This window comes from Streptomyces sp. R33 (assembly GCF_041200175.1).
Classification (GTDB): domain Bacteria; phylum Actinomycetota; class Actinomycetes; order Streptomycetales; family Streptomycetaceae; genus Streptomyces; species Streptomyces katrae_B.
Genome location: NZ_CP165727.1, coordinates 828,307 through 847,261, shown reverse-complemented (window position 1 = coordinate 847,261; position 18,955 = coordinate 828,307). Strand labels below are relative to the sequence as shown.

At 71.4% G+C, this 18,955-nt stretch carries 19 protein-coding genes; 8 read left to right on the top strand and 11 right to left on the bottom strand.

The window, feature by feature from the left end:
- Nucleotides 1–75: 75 nt before the first annotated feature.
- Nucleotides 76–2,169, bottom strand: a complete 2,094-nt coding sequence (locus AB5J51_RS04290) for a SpoIIE family protein phosphatase (RefSeq protein ID WP_346766499.1) — start codon at nt 2,167–2,169, stop codon at nt 76–78.
- Nucleotides 2,170–2,358: 189 nt separating this feature from the next.
- A complete protein-coding gene (locus AB5J51_RS04285; protein WP_369776892.1) occupies nt 2,359–3,105 on the bottom strand; it encodes a MerR family transcriptional regulator in 747 nt (248 codons plus the stop codon).
- A 63-nt stretch (nt 3,106–3,168) separates the two neighbouring features.
- Here AB5J51_RS04285 and AB5J51_RS04280 point away from each other — a divergent pair, with 63 nt between their 5' ends.
- Nucleotides 3,169–3,660, top strand: coding sequence for a DUF6194 family protein (locus AB5J51_RS04280; RefSeq protein ID WP_136227000.1), 492 nt, complete (start codon nt 3,169–3,171; stop codon nt 3,658–3,660).
- A 61-nt stretch (nt 3,661–3,721) separates the two neighbouring features.
- Here AB5J51_RS04280 and katG read toward each other — a convergent pair whose 3' ends face one another.
- Nucleotides 3,722–5,953: a catalase/peroxidase HPI gene (gene katG, locus AB5J51_RS04275; RefSeq protein WP_369776891.1), complete on the bottom strand. Its 2,232-nt coding sequence runs from the start codon at nt 5,951–5,953 to the stop codon at nt 3,722–3,724.
- 216 nt (nt 5,954–6,169) lie between these two features.
- On the opposite strand from katG, the gene AB5J51_RS04270 reads away from it, so the two are divergent.
- A complete protein-coding gene (locus AB5J51_RS04270) occupies nt 6,170–6,580 on the top strand; it encodes a Fur family transcriptional regulator (RefSeq protein WP_133895739.1) in 411 nt (136 codons plus the stop codon).
- Nucleotides 6,581–6,589: 9 nt separating this feature from the next.
- Here the strand turns inward: AB5J51_RS04270 and AB5J51_RS04265 are convergent, their stop codons facing one another.
- On the bottom strand, nt 6,590–7,246 hold the full coding sequence (locus AB5J51_RS04265) for a class I SAM-dependent methyltransferase (protein ID WP_369776890.1): 657 nt from the start codon (nt 7,244–7,246) through the stop codon (nt 6,590–6,592).
- 87 nt (nt 7,247–7,333) lie between these two features.
- Between AB5J51_RS04265 and AB5J51_RS04260 the strand changes: the two genes are divergently transcribed.
- On the top strand, nt 7,334–8,251 hold the full coding sequence (locus tag AB5J51_RS04260) for an aminoglycoside phosphotransferase family protein (RefSeq protein WP_053789310.1): 918 nt from the start codon (nt 7,334–7,336) through the stop codon (nt 8,249–8,251).
- On the opposite strand, the gene AB5J51_RS04255 is transcribed toward AB5J51_RS04260, so the two are convergent.
- Genes AB5J51_RS04255 through AB5J51_RS04245 form a run of 3 tightly spaced genes read right to left on the bottom strand, consistent with a single transcriptional unit; the run spans nt 8,248 to nt 11,937 of the window.
- The gene (locus tag AB5J51_RS04255) at nt 8,248–9,777 is read right to left on the bottom strand and encodes an NAD(P)/FAD-dependent oxidoreductase (RefSeq protein WP_369776889.1); all 1,530 of its coding nucleotides are present in this window, start codon (nt 9,775–9,777) and stop codon (nt 8,248–8,250) included. The two genes, AB5J51_RS04260 and AB5J51_RS04255, sit on opposite strands and share 4 nt — an antisense overlap.
- A complete protein-coding gene (locus AB5J51_RS04250; protein WP_136227003.1) occupies nt 9,774–10,982 on the bottom strand; it encodes an MAB_1171c family putative transporter in 1,209 nt (402 codons plus the stop codon). Before AB5J51_RS04250 ends, AB5J51_RS04255 begins: the two co-directional genes overlap by 4 nt.
- Nucleotides 10,983–10,992: 10 nt before the next feature.
- On the bottom strand, nt 10,993–11,937 hold the full coding sequence (locus tag AB5J51_RS04245) for a GDSL-type esterase/lipase family protein (RefSeq protein WP_136227004.1): 945 nt from the start codon (nt 11,935–11,937) through the stop codon (nt 10,993–10,995).
- A gap of 155 nt (nt 11,938–12,092) precedes the next feature.
- Between AB5J51_RS04245 and AB5J51_RS04240 the strand changes: the two genes are divergently transcribed.
- Nucleotides 12,093–12,458 carry a hypothetical protein gene (locus AB5J51_RS04240; protein WP_053789385.1) on the top strand — a complete coding sequence of 122 codons (366 nt, stop codon included), beginning with the start codon at nt 12,093–12,095 and terminating at the stop codon, nt 12,456–12,458.
- A gap of 13 nt (nt 12,459–12,471) precedes the next feature.
- Here the strand turns inward: AB5J51_RS04240 and AB5J51_RS04235 are convergent, their stop codons facing one another.
- From AB5J51_RS04235 to AB5J51_RS04225, 3 genes are all read right to left on the bottom strand, one after another.
- The gene (locus AB5J51_RS04235; protein ID WP_369776888.1) at nt 12,472–13,146 is read right to left on the bottom strand and encodes an SMI1/KNR4 family protein; all 675 of its coding nucleotides are present in this window, start codon (nt 13,144–13,146) and stop codon (nt 12,472–12,474) included.
- 125 nt (nt 13,147–13,271) lie between these two features.
- A complete protein-coding gene (locus tag AB5J51_RS04230) occupies nt 13,272–14,537 on the bottom strand; it encodes an IS701 family transposase (protein WP_369776581.1) in 1,266 nt (421 codons plus the stop codon).
- Nucleotides 14,538–14,930: 393 nt separating this feature from the next.
- Nucleotides 14,931–15,362: a hypothetical protein gene (locus AB5J51_RS04225; RefSeq protein ID WP_053789314.1), complete on the bottom strand. Its 432-nt coding sequence runs from the start codon at nt 15,360–15,362 to the stop codon at nt 14,931–14,933.
- A 254-nt stretch (nt 15,363–15,616) separates the two neighbouring features.
- On the opposite strand from AB5J51_RS04225, the gene AB5J51_RS04220 reads away from it, so the two are divergent.
- From AB5J51_RS04220 to AB5J51_RS04205, 4 genes are read left to right on the top strand one after another with little or no spacing between them, the layout of a single operon-like run.
- Nucleotides 15,617–16,045, top strand: coding sequence for a hypothetical protein (locus AB5J51_RS04220; protein ID WP_199828141.1), 429 nt, complete (start codon nt 15,617–15,619; stop codon nt 16,043–16,045).
- Nucleotides 16,039–16,317, top strand: coding sequence for a helix-turn-helix transcriptional regulator (locus AB5J51_RS04215; protein WP_053789316.1), 279 nt, complete (start codon nt 16,039–16,041; stop codon nt 16,315–16,317). Before AB5J51_RS04220 ends, AB5J51_RS04215 begins: the two co-directional genes overlap by 7 nt.
- Nucleotides 16,314–17,339: an NAD(P)-dependent alcohol dehydrogenase gene (locus AB5J51_RS04210; protein ID WP_369776887.1), complete on the top strand. Its 1,026-nt coding sequence runs from the start codon at nt 16,314–16,316 to the stop codon at nt 17,337–17,339. The genes AB5J51_RS04215 and AB5J51_RS04210 overlap by 4 nt, the downstream gene beginning before the upstream one ends.
- A 24-nt stretch (nt 17,340–17,363) precedes the next feature.
- Entirely contained in the window at nt 17,364–18,206 is an 843-nt protein-coding gene (locus AB5J51_RS04205; protein ID WP_369776886.1) for a helix-turn-helix transcriptional regulator, read from the top strand.
- Here the strand turns inward: AB5J51_RS04205 and AB5J51_RS04200 are convergent.
- A complete protein-coding gene (locus AB5J51_RS04200; protein WP_136227008.1) occupies nt 18,189–18,779 on the bottom strand; it encodes a TetR/AcrR family transcriptional regulator in 591 nt (196 codons plus the stop codon). The genes AB5J51_RS04205 and AB5J51_RS04200 overlap by 18 nt on opposite strands.
- Between the last annotated feature and the right edge of the window lie 176 nt (nt 18,780–18,955).

The following is an 18,955-nucleotide window of genomic DNA, read 5'->3' as shown; positions in this document are numbered from 1 at the left end:
TCGGGCCCGGCGGACAATCGGGGCGAGGCGGTACCAGGCGGGCGGGCGAGCGGGAGGCCGGACCCGTGAGGGAGGTTACCGCAGAGTCTGCTCGGTCCAGATGGTCTTGCCGGCGGGGGTGTACCGGGTGCCCCAGGCCTGAGCGAGCTGGGCGATGATGAACAGCCCGCGGCCGCCCTCGTCGACCACACCGGCGTGGCGCAGGTGCGGAGCCGACGGGCTGCTGTCACGTACCTCGCAGGTGAGGACGCGGTCGTTGATGACGCGCAGCTCCAGCGGCGGGCTTCCGTACCGGACGGCGTTGGTGACGAGCTCGCTGACGATGACCTCGGTGTCGAAGGCCGTCTCCTCCTCCACGTTCCAGTCGACGAGCTGACTGCGGACCAGCCGTCTGGCGGTGGCGGCGGCCGTCGGGGCGTCCGGGAGCTGCCAGACGGCCACCCGGTCGGCGGGGAAGGAGCGCGTGCGGGCGAGCAGGAGCGCGGCCGGGCCGGGCGGGGCACCGCCCGCGAACGCGTACAGGATGTCGTCGCGCAGGTCCTCCAGGGAGCGGTCGGCCTGCGCGAGCAGACGGCGCAAGACGTCCCCGTCGGCGGTCGGCTCCAGGGCCGGGGCCGGCGTGTCGGAGAGGATCAGCAGAGCGCCCTCGGGGATCTCGAAGGCCGTCGCGGCAAAGGGCGTTGCCTCGGCGCTCCCCAGCAGGGACCCGGACGGCACGTCGGGGACCTCGGAACTTCCGTCCGGGTGGACGACGACGAGGTTCGGGGCGCCGGCTCCCGCGACCGTGCAGGTCCGGGTCAGCGGGTCGTAGACGGCGTACGTGCAGCGCGCGGCGAAGGCCTCGCGGTGCACCGGGTCGGCGGTCGGCAGGTCAGCACGCTCGGCTGCCAGGAACGTCGCCGTGTCGTTCAGCCGGGCGAGGAGCTCGTCGGGTTCCATGTCGAACGCGGCCAGGGAGCGGACCACCGTGCGCAGCTGCCCCATGACACCCGCGGAGTGGAGCCCCTGGCCGAGAACGCCGCCGACGACCAGTGCCGTACGGGCTCCGGACAACGGGATGGTGTCGTACCACTCCACCCCCCTGTCGGAAGGCAGCAGCAGGTACGCCGTCTCCAGCGCCGTGTGCGAAGCCGGGCGGCGCGGGAGGAGCTGCCGCTGGACGGTCGCGGCGATGGTGTGCTCGCGCGTGTAGCGGCGGGCGTTGTCGATGCACAGCGCCGTGTGGTCTGCCAGCTGGAGCACGAGACCGACGTCCTGTTCGTCGTAGGGATCGGGCTGTTGCGTCCGGTACAGGCTGATCAGGCCCAGCACGGTGTCCCGTACGGTCAGTGGAGCCGTGATGAGGTGATGCGCCCCCGCTGCACGGATCGCCTCCGCGCGGTCCGGATCCGCCGCGAGCCACGGGAGGCCGCCGTTCAGGGCTACCGCGCGGGCCCGCAGGTCGGAGAGGGCCTGCGTGTAGGGCGTGGGGGCGGGCAGGGCGCGTACGTCGCCCAGCGGATGCGCCTGCGGCTCCTCGGCGGTGCCGGCGCCGGGGTTGCTCCCGCTGTTGCGGAAGGCGGCGCGGCGCAGCGGCACCTCGAGGGGGAGGGGGGCGAGCGGGGGCTCGTCCCCGCGCAGTACGGCGTCCACCACCTCCACGACCGCGACGTCGGCCACCCGCGGTACCACCACGTCCACGAGTTCCTGGCAGGTGGCCGTCACGTCGAGGGTTCGCCCCACCCGCTCACGGGCGATGCGCAGCACCTCCGCGCGGGCACGCCCCTTCTCCCGCTCGGTGACCTCGACCACGGCCACCGCGAGGCCGAGCACCTCCCCGGACGGCGACTCGAGGCGGAAGACGGAGACCTCGTAGAAGTGCTCCTTGTCGGGTCGCGCACGGCGGCGGGCCCGTAGGACGTGCCCGACCACGGCCACACCACTGTCCAGCACTCCACGCGCGAGGTCCACGGCCTCGTCGGCGTCCACGACCCCGTAGGCCTCGTCGAAACGGCGCCCGACGACGTCTTCCATGCGCAGGTCCTGCATGGCGGGCGTGGCGGTGTTGACGCGCAGGACGCGGAGATCGGTGTCCAGCAGGTGCAAGCCCACGGGGGACTGGCTGAACAGGGCGTCCAGCATCGCAGCCTCCGGCCCGTCCAGAGGCCCGGCCGACTCGCTCCGGGTCACCTGAAACACCCCTCTCTCATGCTCGTTCACGGGCCAGGGGGCGGTGCTGTCGCCGGGGCGGGCTTGGCGCTCGATGTCCCGGCCCGCCACGCCGGCCGCGGTCCGGTAGGGCGACTCGAGGCCCGGACACCGACATCTTCACCCCGCCGCACGGCAAATTCCCGGTACGGCGTACGGCGCGCGGATGCGTTACGCCGAAGTCGGCCGGTCCGGGACGGCCCGGTCCGCGAGGTCGATGACGGCCCGGAGGGCGGCAGCGGCGTCGAGAAGTGCACGGGAGCGCAGCTCGATGCTCGTCTCGCGGGCCGCCAGCGCCGTCTCCACGGTCTCCCACCGGTGCCCGCGCCGCAGCTGGGGCATCAGGGCGCGGAGCGGATCGATGCGGTACCCGGCGCCGCGCAGCTGGTGGACGATCCTGGCATCGCGGACCTGCGCCGGTGAGTAGCGTCGCGTCCCCCGTCCGGAGAGCCTGTCGGGGATGACGAGCCCCTCCGCGTCCCAGTGCCGCAAGGTCGAGGCGCGGACCCCGAGGGCCGCTGCGAGTTCGGACACGCCCATCGCGTCCGCCGGGCGTACGCCGCAGACCGGCTCGGCCGAGATCGCCCGGGCGGCCTCCCTGGCGAGCCCCAGATCCGTACGCTCCCGGTCGAGCCGGGCGTGAACCGCGTCGAGGAGGGCGAGCAGCCGAGCGGTCGGGCCCTCGTGAACGGCGCGCACGATCCGCTTGGCCTCCACCGGGCCCGTACCGGCTGCCAGCGCCCGGTAGGCCAGTACGGAGTTCAGGTGGACCTCGCCGTAGACCCGGTAGCCCGCAGCGGTGCGCGCCGCGGGCGGCACCACGCCGTCGCGCTCGAGGTTGCGGATCTGCTGAACGGAGTAGCCGGCCCGCCGCGCGACGTCGACCGTCCGCAGTACCGACGATTTGAGGGTTGGCACCGATTTTCTCCCGCGTACTGCGGCCGAAGTCTCCACAAGCACTTTAATGAAACGCTTGCGGACATGACCATCGACGAGATCACCGACTTCGTGAGCGCCCTCGAGGGAGTACTGGCCGTCAGGCCGGGGCCCGGCGACGGATCGCCCGAAATCGGCTGGGGCGACACGTTCTTCTACCACGCGCCCGACGGCGTCGTCCCGACAGCGGCCCAGCCCTTCGCGACGATCGTGACGAAGGACCACCCGGGCGACGCGGCGTCGCGCCTGGACCGGCCGGACACGTTCCGTGTCAACGTCGCCGCCGGGAGGGAGGAGTTCATCCGCCGGACGGGCCGCGCGCCGCGCGATCCGGCCGCCGGCGGCGACCCCGGCGCCGGGGACACCGTGCTGGCGCACCCGGTCTACGGCTCTCTCGGCTGGCTTGCCGTGGTGAATCCGGGCCGGCGCACGGATACGGCCCTGCGTGAACTGCTGCGCCACGCGCACCACCTGGCGCGTGCGCGCCACGATCGGCGCAGGGGCACGGCGACGGGCGACGGAGGCCCGCAGGGGTGAAAAGGAAGGGGACGCCCGGGCCGGTCGGCCGGTGAGGGCAGACCGGCCCGGACGTCACGAATCAGACGAGGTCGAACCGGTCGAGGTTCATGACCTTGTCCCAGGCGGCGACGAAGTCCTTCACGAACTTCTCCTTCGCGTCATCGCTCGCGTAGACCTCGGCGAGCGCACGCAGCTCGGAGTTCGAGCCGAAGACGAGGTCGGCGCGGGTTCCGGTCCACTTCACCTCGCCCGTGGTGGCGTCGCGGCCCTCGAACGTGTTCGCGTCCTCGGAGGTCGCCGTCCACGTGGTGCCCAGGTCGAGCAGGTTGGCGAAGAAGTCGTTCGTCAGCGACTCGGGGGTCGTGGTGAGCACGCCGTGCGACGACTGCTGGTGGTTCGCGCCCAGGACGCGGAGCCCACCGACGAGGACCGTCATCTCGGGGGCGCTCAGCGTCAGCAGGTTCGCCCGGTCGAGCAGCAGGTACTCGGCCGGCAGCCGGTTGCCCTTCCCCAGGTAGTTGCGGAAGCCGTCGGCGACCGGCTCGAGCGCCGCGAACGACTCCACGTCGGTCTGCTCCTGCGAGGCGTCCGCACGGCCCGGGGTGAAGGGGACCTCCACGTCGAAGCCGGCGTTCTTCGCGGCCTGCTCGACGCCCGCACCGCCGGCGAGCACGATCAGGTCGGCGAGCGAGACCTGCTTCCCGTCGGTCCGGGCCGAGTTGAAGGAATGCCGGACGCCCTCCAGGGTGCGCAGGACCGTCGTCAGCTGGTCGGGCTCGTTGACCTCCCACCCGCTCTGGGGCTGGAGGCGGATGCGTGCGCCGTTGGCGCCGCCGCGCTTGTCGCTGCCGCGGAAGGACGAGGCCGACGCCCACGCAGTGGAGACGAGCTGGGACACCGACAGGTCCGAGGCGAGGATCCTGCTCTTGAGGGAGGCGATGTCCTCGGCGTCGACGAGCGCGTGCGTCACGGCCGGGAGGGGGTCCTGCCAGAGCAGGGTCTCGGACGGGACCTCCGGGCCGAGGTAGCGCACGATCGGGCCCATGTCGCGGTGGGTCAGCTTGAACCAGGCGCGGGCGAAGGCGTCCGCGAACTCCGCGGGGTTCTCCAGGAAGCGCCGCGAGATGGGCTCGTACGCCGGGTCGAAGCGGAGGGAGAGGTCCGTCGTCAGCATCGTCGGCGCGTGGCTCTTCGACGCGTCGTGGGCGTCGGGGACGGTGCCCGCTCCGGCGCCCGCCTTCGGACGCCACTGGTGTGCGCCGGCCGGGCTCTCGAACAGCTCCCACTCGTAGCCGAAGAGGATCTCGAAGAAGCTGTTGTCCCACGTGGTGGGGGTGTTGGTCCAGATGCCTTCGAGGCCGCTGGTGATCGCGTCGGCGCCCTTGCCGGTGCCGAAGCTGTTGCTCCAGCCCAGGCCCTGAGCCTCGATCGGAGCGCCCTCGGGGTCGGCGCCGACGTTGTCCGCGGGGCCCGCACCGTGGGTCTTGCCGAAGGTGTGGCCGCCCGCGATCAGGGCGACCGTCTCCTCGTCGTTCATCGCCATCCGGCGGAACGTCTCGCGGATGTCGCGGGCCGCGGCGAGCGGGTCGGGGTTTCCGTTCGGCCCCTCCGGGTTGACGTAGATGAGGCCCATCTGGACCGCGCCGAGGGGGCTCTCCAGCTCACGGTCGCCCGTGTAGCGCTCGTCGCCGAGCCAGGTGGTCTCGGGACCCCAGTACACGTCCTCGTCGGGCTCCCAGACGTCCGCGCGGCCGCCGCCGAAGCCGAAGGTCTCGAAGCCCATCTGCTCCAGGGCCACGTTGCCGGTGAGGATCATGAGGTCGGCCCAGGAGAGGCTCTGGCCGTACTTCTTCTTGACGGGCCACAGCAGGCGACGGGCCTTGTCGAGGTTGCCGTTGTCCGGCCAGCTGTTGAGCGGGGCGAAGCGCTGCTGTCCCGCTCCGGCGCCGCCGCGGCCGTCGCTGATCCGGTACGTGCCGGCGCTGTGCCACGCCATCCGGATCATGAACGGGCCGTAGTGCCCGAAGTCGGCCGGCCACCAGTCCTGCGAGGTGGTCAGCACCTCCGCTATGTCCCGCTTCACCGCGGGGAGGTCGAGCGTCCCGAACGCCTCGGCGTAGTCGAACTCCTCGCCGAGGGGGTTGGCCACGGCCGGGTTCTTGGCGAGGATCTTGAGGTTGAGCCGCTCGGGCCACCACTGGCGGTTCCCGCCGCCCTGAGTCGGGTGTGCGGCGCGCCCGTGCGCGACCGGGCACCCGCCTCCGCCCTCCGTCCTCGCGTCTACGTCGTTTGCATCATGGTTCTCAGACATGGGAATCCTTCCAAACCGGGCGGATCACGCTGCTAAGGAAGTGCGGTGGCGGAAGCGGCGTACGGGCGCGGCTGTCGTGAGGGTTGGCTGCCGACCGAACCGATCCTACGATGGACTCAATCCAAGTCAAGAAGCACAACAAACCCATAACCAATAGGGATCCGGACCGTTCTCCAAACGCCGGGTGTCCCACCGAACCTGAATGGGTGAACCGAGATGAGTGACCTGCTGGAACGACTGCGCGGGCGTGGCTGGCGGATGACCTCCCAGCGGCGTGTCGTTGCGGAGGTGCTCGACGGGGACCACGTGCACCTGACGGCCGACGAGGTGCATGCGCGTGCGGTGGAGCGGCTGCCGGAGATCTCGCGGGCCACCGTCTACAACGCCCTGGGCGAGCTGGTCGCCCTCGGCGAGGTGGTGGAGCTGTCCACGGACGGCCGCGCCAAGCGGTACGACCCCAACGCGCACCACCCGCACCACCACCTGGTGTGCTCCCGCTGCGGCACCATCCGCGACGTCCACCCCACGGGCGATCCCCTTGCCGGCCTCCCGCCGGAGGAACGCTTCGGCTTCACGGTGTCCAAGGCCGAGGTCACCTACCGCGGACTGTGCCCCTCCTGCGCCTAGTCACCCCGGTCAGGCCAGGGCGATCAGCGCGTACCTCTCGTCGGTCACGGGTCCGCCCCACAACGCGGCGTCGCCGCTGAGCGGTTCGATGCGCAGGCCGGATACGAGGGGACGGACGGCGGCGGCCAGGTCCTCGGCGGTGATACCGCCGTGCCAGGGCAGTGACTCGGCTCCGGCGACGTACGGCACGCCGCTCTGGCCCGCTTCCCGCCACCGCCCTTCGACCAGCACCAGCCGGCCTCCCGGGCCGAGGCGCGCGACCCACTCCCGCAGCGCGGCCTCGGGATCGGGCAGGGTCCACAACAGGTGCCGTGAGAGTACGACGTCGTACCGCTCCTGCCCCGTCGGCGGAGCGGCGGCGTCGCCGACGAGGAACCGGACCGCAAGGCCCGCGGCCGTGAGCTTGGCCCCGGCCTGCTCCACCATCCGGGGCGCCAGGTCCACGCCGGTGACCCGGTGCCCGGCCTCGGCCAGCAACAGCGACAACGACCCGGTACCGCAGCCGACATCGAGCACATCGGCCGGCCCGAGGGGGAACCACGATTTCATGATCCGGGCCCACGCGGTGCGGGTGTGCTCCTGACGCAGGCCGTGATCCGGCTCGTCGTCGAACGCAGCTGCGGCCGCGTCCCAGTACTCGGCAATGGCACGGGTGGTATCAGACACACCAGGGATCATGTCAGCCGCCACTGACAACGCCCCCTGGAATGAAAATCACTGGCCACCGTCCCGTCCACCGGAGAAGCTGCGGATGTGACGCTTCACCACAATGAGGTCCCGATCGACCAGGCGCTCGTCAGGACGCTGCTGGAGGCACAGCGCCCGGAGTGGGCCGGCCTGCCTCTGTCGCCGGCCGGTGCGGGAACGGACAACGTCATGTTCCGGCTCGGCGACGACCTGGTCGTGCGGCTCCCGCGCACCGCCGACAACGCCCGGTCCGTGCACAAGGAACAGGAGTGGCTCCCTCGCCTGGCATCCCGCCTCGCGTTTCCCGTCCCCGAGCCCGTCCACGCCGGGACGCCCACCGATGCCTTCCCGCTCGTCTGGTCCGTCTACCGCTGGTTCGACGGCGACGAAGCAGGTCCGGACACCGTCCGGGACTGGGCCGCCTTCGGAGCCGACCTGGCGGCGGTCGTGCGCGAACTCCACGCCATCGACCTCATGGGGGCGACTCGTACGGATGACCTCAGTTGGTACCGCGGTGGCAGCCTGCAGGCCTGCGACGGATGGTTCGGCAGATCCCTCGACGACTGCCGCGCCACCGTGGGTGCGGAGCTCGACATCGATGCGCTGGAACAGCTGTGGCGCAGCGCGCTCGTGCTGCCCGAGCCCTCCGGGCCCCACGTGTGGCTGCACGGCGACCTCAAGCCCACCAACCTCCTGGTCCGGGAGGGCAGGCTCCACGCGGTCATCGACTTCGGAGCCCTGTCGGTCGGCTTCCCCGACGCCGAGCACGCCACCGTCTGGGACCTGCCGCCCCGAGCCCGACAGGCCTACTGGAACTCCCTGGATCTCGATGAAGCGACCTGGGTCCGCGCCCGCGCCTGGGCGATCGCGGTCGCCGTGAGCGGCATCCCGTACTACTGGCACACCTACCCCGCCTTCGTCGCCGAATGCCGGGCGCGCCTCGAGGCGATTCTGGCCGATGCGTCGGGCCGGACCGGTCGTTAGGGGGTGTCGGTGTCGGTGTCGGTGTCGGTGTCGGTGTCGGTGGCGCTCGCGGTGTGTGGTGAGCGCAGTGGGGGCCGGGCCAGGACCTCCTGCTCGCGCGCAGTGAGTTCAGGGCCGTCGAGCAGGGGCTTGCGGGGACCGAGGGCCGCCGCCAGGAGCACTGCAGGGCCGGCGAGGATGCCGGCCGGCTTCCGCAGGGTCACGACGTCGGTGATCCGTTCGACGATCATGGCGTTGCCCGTGGCCGTATGGGCGAGGCGGTGGACGTACCGTGCGCTCAGCCGGTCCGCCAGGTTCGGCCTCCTGCCGATCGCGCCGGGGTAGAAGCGGTCCTGGCCGACCGCCAGGAGCCACGCCGCAGCCGCCGGCCGCGTCATCGCGCGCTGGGCCCGTGACGTGAAGCCCGCGGAGGCGAACGGCCTCCGAGCGGCCTGGCCGCGCAGGGCGAGGGCGCCGCGGGCCGCGACGGACATGCCGTGCCCGTAGACGGGGTTGAGGCTGGTGGCGGCGTCACCGACCACGACGAATCCCTTGGGGAGCCCGGCCCGCTCGAAGTGGCGTCGGCGGTTCGCGGTGCGCGCGTACGTGCTGACCCCGCTGACCGGCTCCGCGCGGGCGAGGAGATCGGCCACGAGGGGGTGCCGCACGCCGCGGGCGAACTCCTCGAAGAGCTCCTCGCCCGAGGAGGGCTCGCCGCCGCGCGTACCCGAGAGGCTGACGTGCCACTGGCCGTCCTCGATGGGGATGATGGTGGCGAAGAGCCCGGGCCGGGCCTCCCGGGGATCGGCCGGAACGTGCACCACCGGCCAGTCGGTCTCCGTTCCCTCCGGCGCGCGGTATCGGCGGCTGGCGTAGCGGACTCCGGCGTCGACCACCGTCTCCCGCACCTCGGGGCCGCCGATGTCGAGGAGCCACCGGGTGCTCTTCGAGTTGCGGCCGGTCGCGTCGACGACGAGGTCCGCCTCGATCAGGCCCGGGCTCCCGTACGCGTCCTGCCCGGCCTGCTGTCCGTCCTGCGCGGCTTGCCGGCCGTCCTGCCCGGCCTGTTCGGCGTACACGCCCCGAACGCGTGCGCCGTCGCCCGCGAGACCGGTGATCTTCGTACGCGTCCTGAGTTCGACGTTGGGCATCCCCAGGACCCGCCTGCGTACGGCCCAGTCGATCAGGTCGCGGCCGGCGCCGATCAGGTAGTGCGTCGGATCCCATGAGCGGCGGTACCAGCCGGCCGGGGAGAACGAGACCATCCCGTTCGGGATCGGGATGCGGTGGGCGCCGGCCGCGAGCCAGTCGGCCGTGATCCCGGGAAGGAGTTCCTCCATGGCATCGGCCCCGCCGGCCCACAGCGTGTGGGCGTGCGCGGCCTGCGGGAGCCTCGCCCGCGGCGCCGGTGTCTGCGGCAGCGCACTGTCGCGTTCCAGGATCAGGATCTCGCCGACATGGGGGGCGAGGGCCGCCGCGGCGAGAGTGCCCGCCAGTCCGCCGCCGAGCACGACGACGCGGGGTAACGGGGAAGGGCGCGATGTCATGCTGTGCTGCTCGCCACGACGGCGCTCCGCCGGCAGGAACGGACGGTGGCCGACCGGGTCAGCGCCTGGGACATGCGGACCAGTCCCTGAGGGCTGTTCGGCGAGGTCAGGACCGGGCTCGCGGCCCGTGACACCGGCTCTTCCCCGGGCGCGTTCTGCGCGCGGCCCCAGAGGACGACGGCACTCGCCAGAGCGGCGGCGTCGGCGACGGCCGCAGCCTCGTCGGCCGGACGACCGGCTTCCAGTTCCTCCCGGAGCGCCTGTTCCCGTACGCCGGCCTGCAGATAGGGACTGACCGCGAGGATCCCGTCGTGGATGTCCGACTCACGCTGGGTCAGCCGGATCTCGATGGACGTCCAGGCCCCGCCGGCCAGGTCGATGCTGCGCCGTGTCGCCCCCTTGAGTTCCTGGGACAGCGGGCGGAGGCGGCGGTACCGGCGCCACATCCGCCATCGGGCCGTCACGTGCTGGGAGACGAGCGGCAGGACGAACCCGGTCGCGATCAGGAGCGCGGACACGGAGGCGAGGGCCGGTGCGATCTCCGAGCTGAGGGCGTCCCAGTCGTCGCTGCCCGCCCAGTGGGCCCCGATCGCAGTGAACTTGGCGATGTCGTACAGGAGGTTGAGCACGTACCCGCCGGCGATCAGGCCGAGCCCGGAGCGGAGCGCGCCGTGGACCTCGCGCGCCCACCTCCGGCACAGAAGCGTCATGGTGACGGCTGCCGTGGTGTGGGCCGCGAGGTAGAGGAGGATCATCTCCCTGATGTACGGCGTGGACGCGTAGTACGTGTCCAGATCGCGCAGGCGCTCGACGGGGGCGTCACCGAGCGCGAAGAGCACGTTGATGGCCGCGATCACCACAAGGGTGACCGCGTTGCACAGCCGGGACCGCCGGCGTGTCCGCTCGGCGTCCTCCGGGCCGCTGCTCCAGCGGAAGATGAGCACGATGTTGGCCCCGGAGAAGGCCGTGAGCAGCGAGAACACGAGGGGTGCGGCGGCGTTCGGGACTCCGGTGATCCGGTTGACCGCGACGATCGTGGGGATCGCGGTGAACCCGAACACGGCGGTCGCCAGCGCGAGGAGGATGCAGACGGACCGCAGGAGTTCGTCGCGGGGGTTGCGCCAGAGGGCGGGGAGCTTGAGGCCCGCGGCCACGAGCAGCAGGACTCCGGGTATGTAGAAGCCCAGTCCGTTCGAGTCGTTCACGCCGTGTTCCTCAGCGACTGAGGGCGTTGAGATGCCGGTAGACCGCCTCGTGCCCTTGGGGGGTGGGGTGCAGGCCGTCGACGAGCAGTTCGCTTTTCTCGCGCAGAGGCTCCCACATGTCGAGGAAGTCGACGTGGTTGCCGTCGCACCAGGCCCGCAGGGATGCGCGAAGTTCCAGCGCTCGTGCCCGGGTGAATCGCAGGCCCTCGTAGTCGCGGGTGCGTGCTTCGTCGATCCATGTCGGTCCCGCGACGACGAGTCGTGCGTTGTGCCCGAGGGCCGTGGCGGCCAGCGAGCCGAGACGGTCCGCGAGGTGCGCCGGCGCCGGCCCGTCGGCATGCGTCTGCGCGACGGCGAGCGGCAGCGCGCAGTCGTTGATACCGGCGGCGACGAGGAGGGTGTCCGGCAGGCGCGGGCCCAGCAGTGCGGGTGTCTGCTCGCTGACATCCGTGAGGGTGCTGCCGGGTATGGCCAGGTTGAAGAGGCGGTGTTCGGCCTCGTTCGCCGCGATGTGGGCAGCCGCCAGGCGGCCTGCCCATCCTCCCTGCGGATCACAGCGCCCGTAGGCGATGCTGTCGCCCACGATCACGATGCGCTGGGCGGAGCGCAGCGGCTTCGCGTCCAGGTAGGCCCAGGTGCTCTCCCCGGAGGTGAGGACCACCCGTCGGCGGGCGTAGTCGTCGACCTCGTAGGCGTCGGCCGCGGCCAGGTCCTGGTCGGTGAGGTGGAGGACGGCGCCCTCGACCGCCGCGCCGATCTTGCGCTCCAGGATCAGATGGACGTCGAGGCCACTGGCGGCGATCACGTCCGGGTCGGTGATCGGCAGGGGCCGGGTGGTGTAGCCGGCCAGCGACGCCGGGGCAGTCGGCACGGCTCGGCCGAAGAGAGCGGTCTGGACCCTCCCGTCCATCAGCGTGCCGAAGGAGAACAGAGTGTGGGGGCGTGATTCGGTCACTGTGCGCCGCGTGGCCTTTCTGGAAGGAATGATCAACTCACCCTAACGGCCGACCCGGCCACCGAACGAGCCGTCGCCGGTCATCAGGCCACCGGCGAAGGAGGAGATACGGGAACGTGAGCCCGGTCCGCGCGGGCTGGAGTTACGCTCCGAAGATGGAACGTGCAGAGGTCCTCAAGCGAGTCATCGGCATCCTCACGGAAGCCCAGGAGATCCGCCGGGCGGCCGAGGCCGGCGAGGACGACGACGGTCCCGAGACGGAAGCGGGGGTCGTCACCCAGTTGCTGAACGAGATGCTGCCCTCGATCAGCGTGCCGGCCGACTCGTCGCCGCAGCAGGTGGCCCGCCTCGTCGCGGAGGCCCTGGGACCGGCGCTGCACACGATGGTCGCCGGATTCAGCCTGGCCTTCACCAGTCTCGCCATGGCGCACGACGGCGGCCGGACGGACATCTCGTCGATCGAGGTGCTCCAGCAGCTCGCCCTCGAGGTGGAGGCGGGAACGTACGACGAAGGACCCTGACCGGCGCCGGCGGCTATCCCCGGAACGGCTCCCAGTCCTGCTGCGACGGCGACCGCGGATCGTCCCAGAGCAAGGACCGGTGCAGGACACCCGGCACGTCCGTGTCCGTACCGACGCCCCGCCCGTCGTGCAACGCGTCCGCCACGGCGGTCAGGTACGCGGCGAACGACGGCCAGCTCCCCGGCGTGGGTACGTCGGCCTCGGCGTAACTGCCGAGTCCGCCGTACCCCGCGCCGGGGGTGCAATCGGCGAACAGCCCGTAGAACCCGTCCGGGTCCGACGCGACGAAAGCCAGATACCGCTGCTGCGGCTCTTCCTCACGCCCGTACCCGGCCGGTCCGTCGATCCAGTACGTCACCTTCTCCAGCGGCCCGATCCCACCGTCCGGCAGGACGTATCCGCTGGGGTCCTGCTTGGGATCCCACGCGCCTTCGGGGATCGGCAGCGGACCGTCCCAGGTCGGCCACTCGAAGTCGGCGTCGGGGCCGGTGCCGTTGTGGAGCCGGTAGAACGCCCGGACATCGGCGGGGATCACCAGGTCGAGCTCCCGTTCCACAGCCCGGATCTCCTCCTCGGAGGCCGGTGGCGGCAGACGCCGGTGGCTCCGCGGCGCGTACTCCCCGAGCCACGTCTCGATCCTGTGCCAGGCCGTGAGGGTCTGCTCGACCCGTATCCGATCACCGTTCATGGCCGGCACCCTAGTAGGGCTTGGTCAGGTCGGGGCTGGGGTGGGTATGCCGCGTTGACAGGTGGGGCAGACGCCGGTCCATGTCGCGAGGAGGGTCTGTAGCTCGCGGACGATTCGGTAGAGGCTCAGGCCGGCGCCGTGTCTTTTGGGGCTTGGGCCAGTCGTTGCAGGGTGCAGAAGGCATGCGCGACGGAGACGAGGGTGACGTGATGGTGCCAGCCGTTCCAGGTGCGGCCCTCGAAATGGGCCAGGCCCAAGGCCTGCTTCATCTCGCGGTAGTCGTGCTCGATGCGCCAGCGGAGCTTGGCCAGGCGGACCAGGGTGGTCAGCGGGGTGTCTGCGGGCAGGTCGGACAGCCAGAACTGGACCGGCTCGGCCTGGCCGGCGGGCCATTCGGCCAGCAGCCAGCACTCGGGCAGTTCCGGGCCGTCAACGGCCTGCCGGGTCTGGCGCCCGGCAGGCCGGATCCGCAAGGTGACGAACCGCGAGTACATCCGCTTGAAGCCACTGCGGCCCGTGCCGGGCCGGGAGCCCTCACGCCACTGCACCGGTTTCGCTGCCTTCCGGCCCGCCGCGATGACGAGCTGTTTCACCGACCGCGGCGGGTCGGGGTACTTCGCCACCGGCGGGCGCCCGGTCCCGGAGTACGGTTCGGCGACTGGCACGGCTTCGCCGGGCTGGGCGGAGAGGGTGGTGGAGATGCCCACCACGTAGTTGAGGCCGCGGGCCTGCACGCCGTGCCGGAACGCCGCCGCGTCACCGTATCCGGCGTCCGCGATGGCCAGCGGCACCTCGATGCCCCACGAGCGGGTCTCGTCGAGCATGTCGAGTGCGAGCTGCCACTTCTCCACGTGCCCGATGTCGTCGGGAATGCCGCAGGCGGCGCGGCGGGCGACCTTGTCCGGGTCCGCCTTCACGGACTCGGGCGCCCAGTTTTCGGGCAGGAAGAGCCGCCAGTCGACCGCCGCTGAGGCATGGTCGGAGGCCAGGTGCAGGGACACGCCCACCTGGCAGTTGGTGACCTTGCCGGCAGTGCCGGTGTACTGCCGGGACACACACGCCGAGGCGTTGCCGTCCTTGAGGAACCCGGTGTCGTCGACGACCACCGCGGTGGGTCGGATCGCCTTTTCCATCCTCCAGGCCAGCCGGGCCCGCACATGCGCCGGATCCCAGGGGCTCGTAGTCACGAAGTGGGCCAGCGCCTGCCGGTTCCCGTCCTCACCCAGCCGGGCAGCCATCGGCTCGACCGACTTACGCTGCCCGTCAGTGAGGAGACCCCGCAGGTAGACCTGCCCCCACCGACGCTGGTCGTTTCTCGCGAACGGCTCGAAGACCTCTGCCGCGAAGTCCTCCAACTCGGCACGTACGGATGCGATTTCCTCCGGTGTCACACGTCCTCAACGCCACACCAAACCCCCAGGACACGCAACACCAGCCCCGACCTGACCAAGCCCTACTAGCGCGTACGTCCGCCAGTGCCGGGGGATGCCGAGTGCGTGGTCGTGGTCACGGCGTGGCGGAGGGCGCAGTCGCTCGGGGGGCCGTCGCGCCAGCGGGCGCCTATGTGGCCGTCGGGCCGGACGAGAAGTGCTCCGTGGGGGCGGAGGCCGCACAGTTCGAGGTGCTCCTCGGGAAGGGGCTCGACGCGAAGCGACCACGGTCCGTCGGCCTGCAACGGCCACTTCGGAGTCCACCTCGGTGTACGCCTCCGCGTTCGCTCCGGGTATGTCGAACTCCTCCTGCTCACCCTCGGGTTGACGAGGCGTCCGGCCGCCCGGCGGCCGTTAGCCGGCGGCTTCTCTGTGCATGCCGTGGCACAGTGCCCAGATGATGAAGAGGTTGACGGCGACCAGAATCGTGGCCCAGAGGGGGTAGTACGGGATCCACAGGAAGTTGGCGATCGCGCCCAGCCCCGCGACGAATACGCCGAAATAGCGTGCCCACAGGGCTCCGCTGAGCACGGCGCAGCCGGCGAGGACGAGAACGATGCCCACGATGAGGTGGACCCAGCCCCAGCCCGCCAGGCTGAACTCGAACACGTAGTGACGCGTGGCGATGAACAGGGGGTCCTTGACGACGGCCGAGATCCCCTCGAAGATCGCCATCGCCCCGCCGAAGATCATCAGCGCTCCGGCGAGGACGGTCGTTCCGGACGTGGGCGCGTGCCACGGGCTCGGGTTGGCGGCGGCCGCTGTGGGTTGGGTGGAACTGGCCATGTCGGCCTCCTTGCTTGGCAGCGCCGTCCGGTCAGCCGTGCATGCCGGACCGGCGCGATCCCCCGTCTCAGCGTGGCATGGGGGCACCCCGTCGGCATTCCGAAGCCGTGGCGCCGCTGTGACCATCGGAAATGCAGATGCCACCGGGCCTTGGGGGTGGCTGCCCCGCTGGGTCGTTAGTCAAGAATACTTGACATGATGTTGCGACTGTTTGACACTCCCCATGTCTGGTTTTCTTGACATGGGGAGCGGCAGTGGCAGTCGAGGAGAAACGTGCCTGGAGCATGTTGGTGGTCGCGATCGGGTCCTACGCGGTGTACCTGTGGGTCGTGCTGGGGCGCCCCGCAGGAGTGCCGCTGACCCGCGCGCCGTACGCAGGAGCCCTGCTGTGGACGGTCGGCCTGTCGATCGTCGCGTCCATCGCCGCCCACATCGCGATCGCCACCACCTCGCCGAAGGAGGCGAACGTCAAGGACCAGCGCGACCGCGAGATCCACCGATTCGGCGAGTACGTCGGGCAGTCCTTCGTCGTGATCGGCGGCGTGGCGGGCCTGCTGCTCGCGATGGCCGAGGCCGCTCCGTTCTGGATCGCCAACGCCATCTACCTGGCCTTCGTCCTGTCGTCGGTGCTCGGCTCGGTGGTCAAGGTCATCTCGTACCGCTTCGGATTCCACCCGTGGTGAAGGCGACGCGGGTCACCAACACCATCCGGGCCCAGCGTTTCGCCCACGGCGAGATGACCCAGGCCGAACTCGCCCGCCGCATCGGCGTGAGCCGCCAGACGGTCATCGCCATCGAGCAGGGCCGCTACTCGCCCTCGCTGGAGATGGCCTTCCAGATCGCCCGGGTGTTCGGGGTCCCCCTCGACACCGTCTTCCAGTACTCGGCTCCCACCAGCGGCCCGACCGACACCACGACGACCGGCAGCACAGGCAACGAGGGAGACAGCCGATGAGAGCCATCGTCCAGGACGTGTACGGACCGCCCGACGTCCTGCGTCTCGAAGAGACCGAACAGCCCGTCCCCGGGCCGGGCGAGGTGCTCCTGCGCGTGCAGGCGGCCGGTCTCGACCAGGGGGTCTGGCACCTCATGACGGGCACGCCCTACGCGGTCCGCGCGGCGGGCTTCGGCCTGCGGGCCCCCAAACAGCGGATCCGCGGTCTGGACGTCGCGGGCCGCGTGGAGGCCGTCGGACCGGGCGTCGGCCGCTTCCGGCCGGGCGACGAGGTGTACGGCACGTGTACCGGCTCCTTCGCGGAGTACGCCTGCGCCAAGGAGGACGAGTTGGCTCCGCGGCCGGCCCGGCTCACGCCCGAAGAAGCGGCGGTCGTCACGATCTCGGCGACCACCGCCCTCCAGGCCCTGCGCACCGGCCGCCTGAAGCCCGGTCAGCGGGTCCTGGTGATCGGCGCCGCGGGCGGGGTCGGGACCTACGCCGTGCAACTGGCCAAGGCGCTGGGGGCCGCACACGTCACCGCGGTGTGCAGCGGCCCCAAGGCGGACCTGGTCCGCTCCCTCGGCGCCGACGAGGCCGTCGACTACGCCCGCGAGGATCCCACCGACGGGGTCCACCGCTACGACCTCGTCATCGACATCGCCGGCAACCGGCCCCTCCACCGGCTGCGCCGGGCCCTGACCCCACGCGGGACGCTGGTCATCGTCGGCGGCGAGACCGACGGCCGCTGGATCGGCGGCCACGACCGACAGCTGCGGGCCCTGCTGCTTTCGCCCTTCACCCGCCACCGCCTGCGTGGCCTCGCCTCCACGCCCCGCCCCGAGGACCTGCGCGTCCTGGGGGAGCTCCTGGAGTCCGGCGCGCTCACCCCCGTGCTGGACCGTACGTACCCGCTGGCCGAAGTCCCGGACGCGATACGCCGCCTGCGGGAGGGGCACGTACGCGGCAAGATCGCGATCCGCGTCCGCCGCGAACGCGAGGGAGGCCGGGCCGACGAAGCAGGTCCTTCGGGCAAGGACTGAGGGCCCGTCCAGTACGTTGATGTCATGCGCGACAGCAGTCCCACGGGGGAGTTCCTCAGAGCACGGCGCGAAGCCCTCAAGCCGCAGGACATAGGCCTGCCCACGCACGGCCGCAGGCGGGTGCCGGGGCTGCGCCGCGAAGAGGTCGCCCTGCTCGCGGGCGTGAGTCCCGACTACTACATGCGCCTGGAACAGGGTCGGGAGATCAGCCCGTCGCCCCAGGTCGTCGACGCCATCGCCGCCGCCCTGCACCTCGACGGCGAGGCGCTCGACCACCTGCGCAGACTCACCCGGGTGCCCCGTGAGCGCCGCGAGACCCCCGCCGGCCGTTCCCCGGTGAGCCCCCAGCTCCTGCAGTTGCTCGACAGCTGGCCCGACACGCCCGCCTTCGTCCTGGGACCGGCCCTGGACGTCCTGGCGTACAACCCCCTCGCCGCGGCCCTGCACAGCGGGTTCGAGCGGTTCGACAACCTGGCCCGCATGGTCTTCCTCGACCCGGCCGGACGGAGCTTCCACCAGGAGTGGGAGAAGGCCGCGAACTCCTGCGTCGCCGAAATCCGTGCCGCGTACGGCTACGACCCCGGGTCCCCGCGGATCACCGAGGCCGTCGACACGCTGCGCGCGAAGAGCCCGGAATTCGCCGCCCTGTGGGCGCGGCACGAGGTGCGGGGCAAGACCCGGCAGCCCAAGCACCTCGCGCACCCCGAAGTCGGCGCTCTGGAGATCCAGTTCTCGGCCTTCACCGTCAACGGTGCCCCGGACCAGCAGCTGGTCGTCTACCAGGCCGAGGCCGCCAGTGCCACCGCGGCCGCCTTCGCAGAACTCCGTTCCCTGCGGCGCGCGCCGCAGTCAGCAGGGCCGGCGTAGCCCAGCGACGAGGAGCGCGACCAGTCGGCGGGCGTCGTAGCGGGGGTCGCTTTCGGCGCCGATGCAGAGGTTTCCGATGCCGCGCATGAGCGGGTACGCGGCGAGGTCGGAGCGGATCTCGCCCGCGGCGGCGGCAGCGTCGAGCAACTGGGTGCACACCGGCACGAGGCGGTCCAGGAAGTAGGCGTGCAGTGTCTCGAAGCCGGAATGGTCGGCCTGCATCGCGGCGGCGAGGCCGTGTTTGGTGACGAGGAAGTCGACGAAGAGGTCGGCCCACCGTTCGAGGGCGGCGTGCGGTGACGGGCTGGTCTCCAGCAGGGCCGGGCCGGCCTCGGCGCAGGCGTCGACCTGGTGGCGGTAGACGGCGATGACGAGGTCCGCCCGGGTGGGGAAGTGGCGGTAGATCGTGCCCATCCCGACGCCGGCGGCGGCCGCGATGTCCCGTACCGGCGCGTCCACCCCCGAGCTGACGAACACGGCAGCGGCCGCCTCCAGCAGGGTCTGCTGATTGCGCCGCGCGTCCTTGCGTTTGGACCCCGCGGCGCTTCCCGCGCCCTGTCCGCCGTCGTTCACCGCCACGCTCCTTCAGTACGACTTCCCCAGCGGCACGATGCTCCGTATCACTGCCGCGGAGCAAGGTTCCGTTTCGCTCATGATGGCAGACCGGGGGACCGGCGACCAAGCGGCGTGCCCCGCCGCACCCGCTGCACACGATGACACGTCCCCATCCTGGGTGCGCGACACCAGGG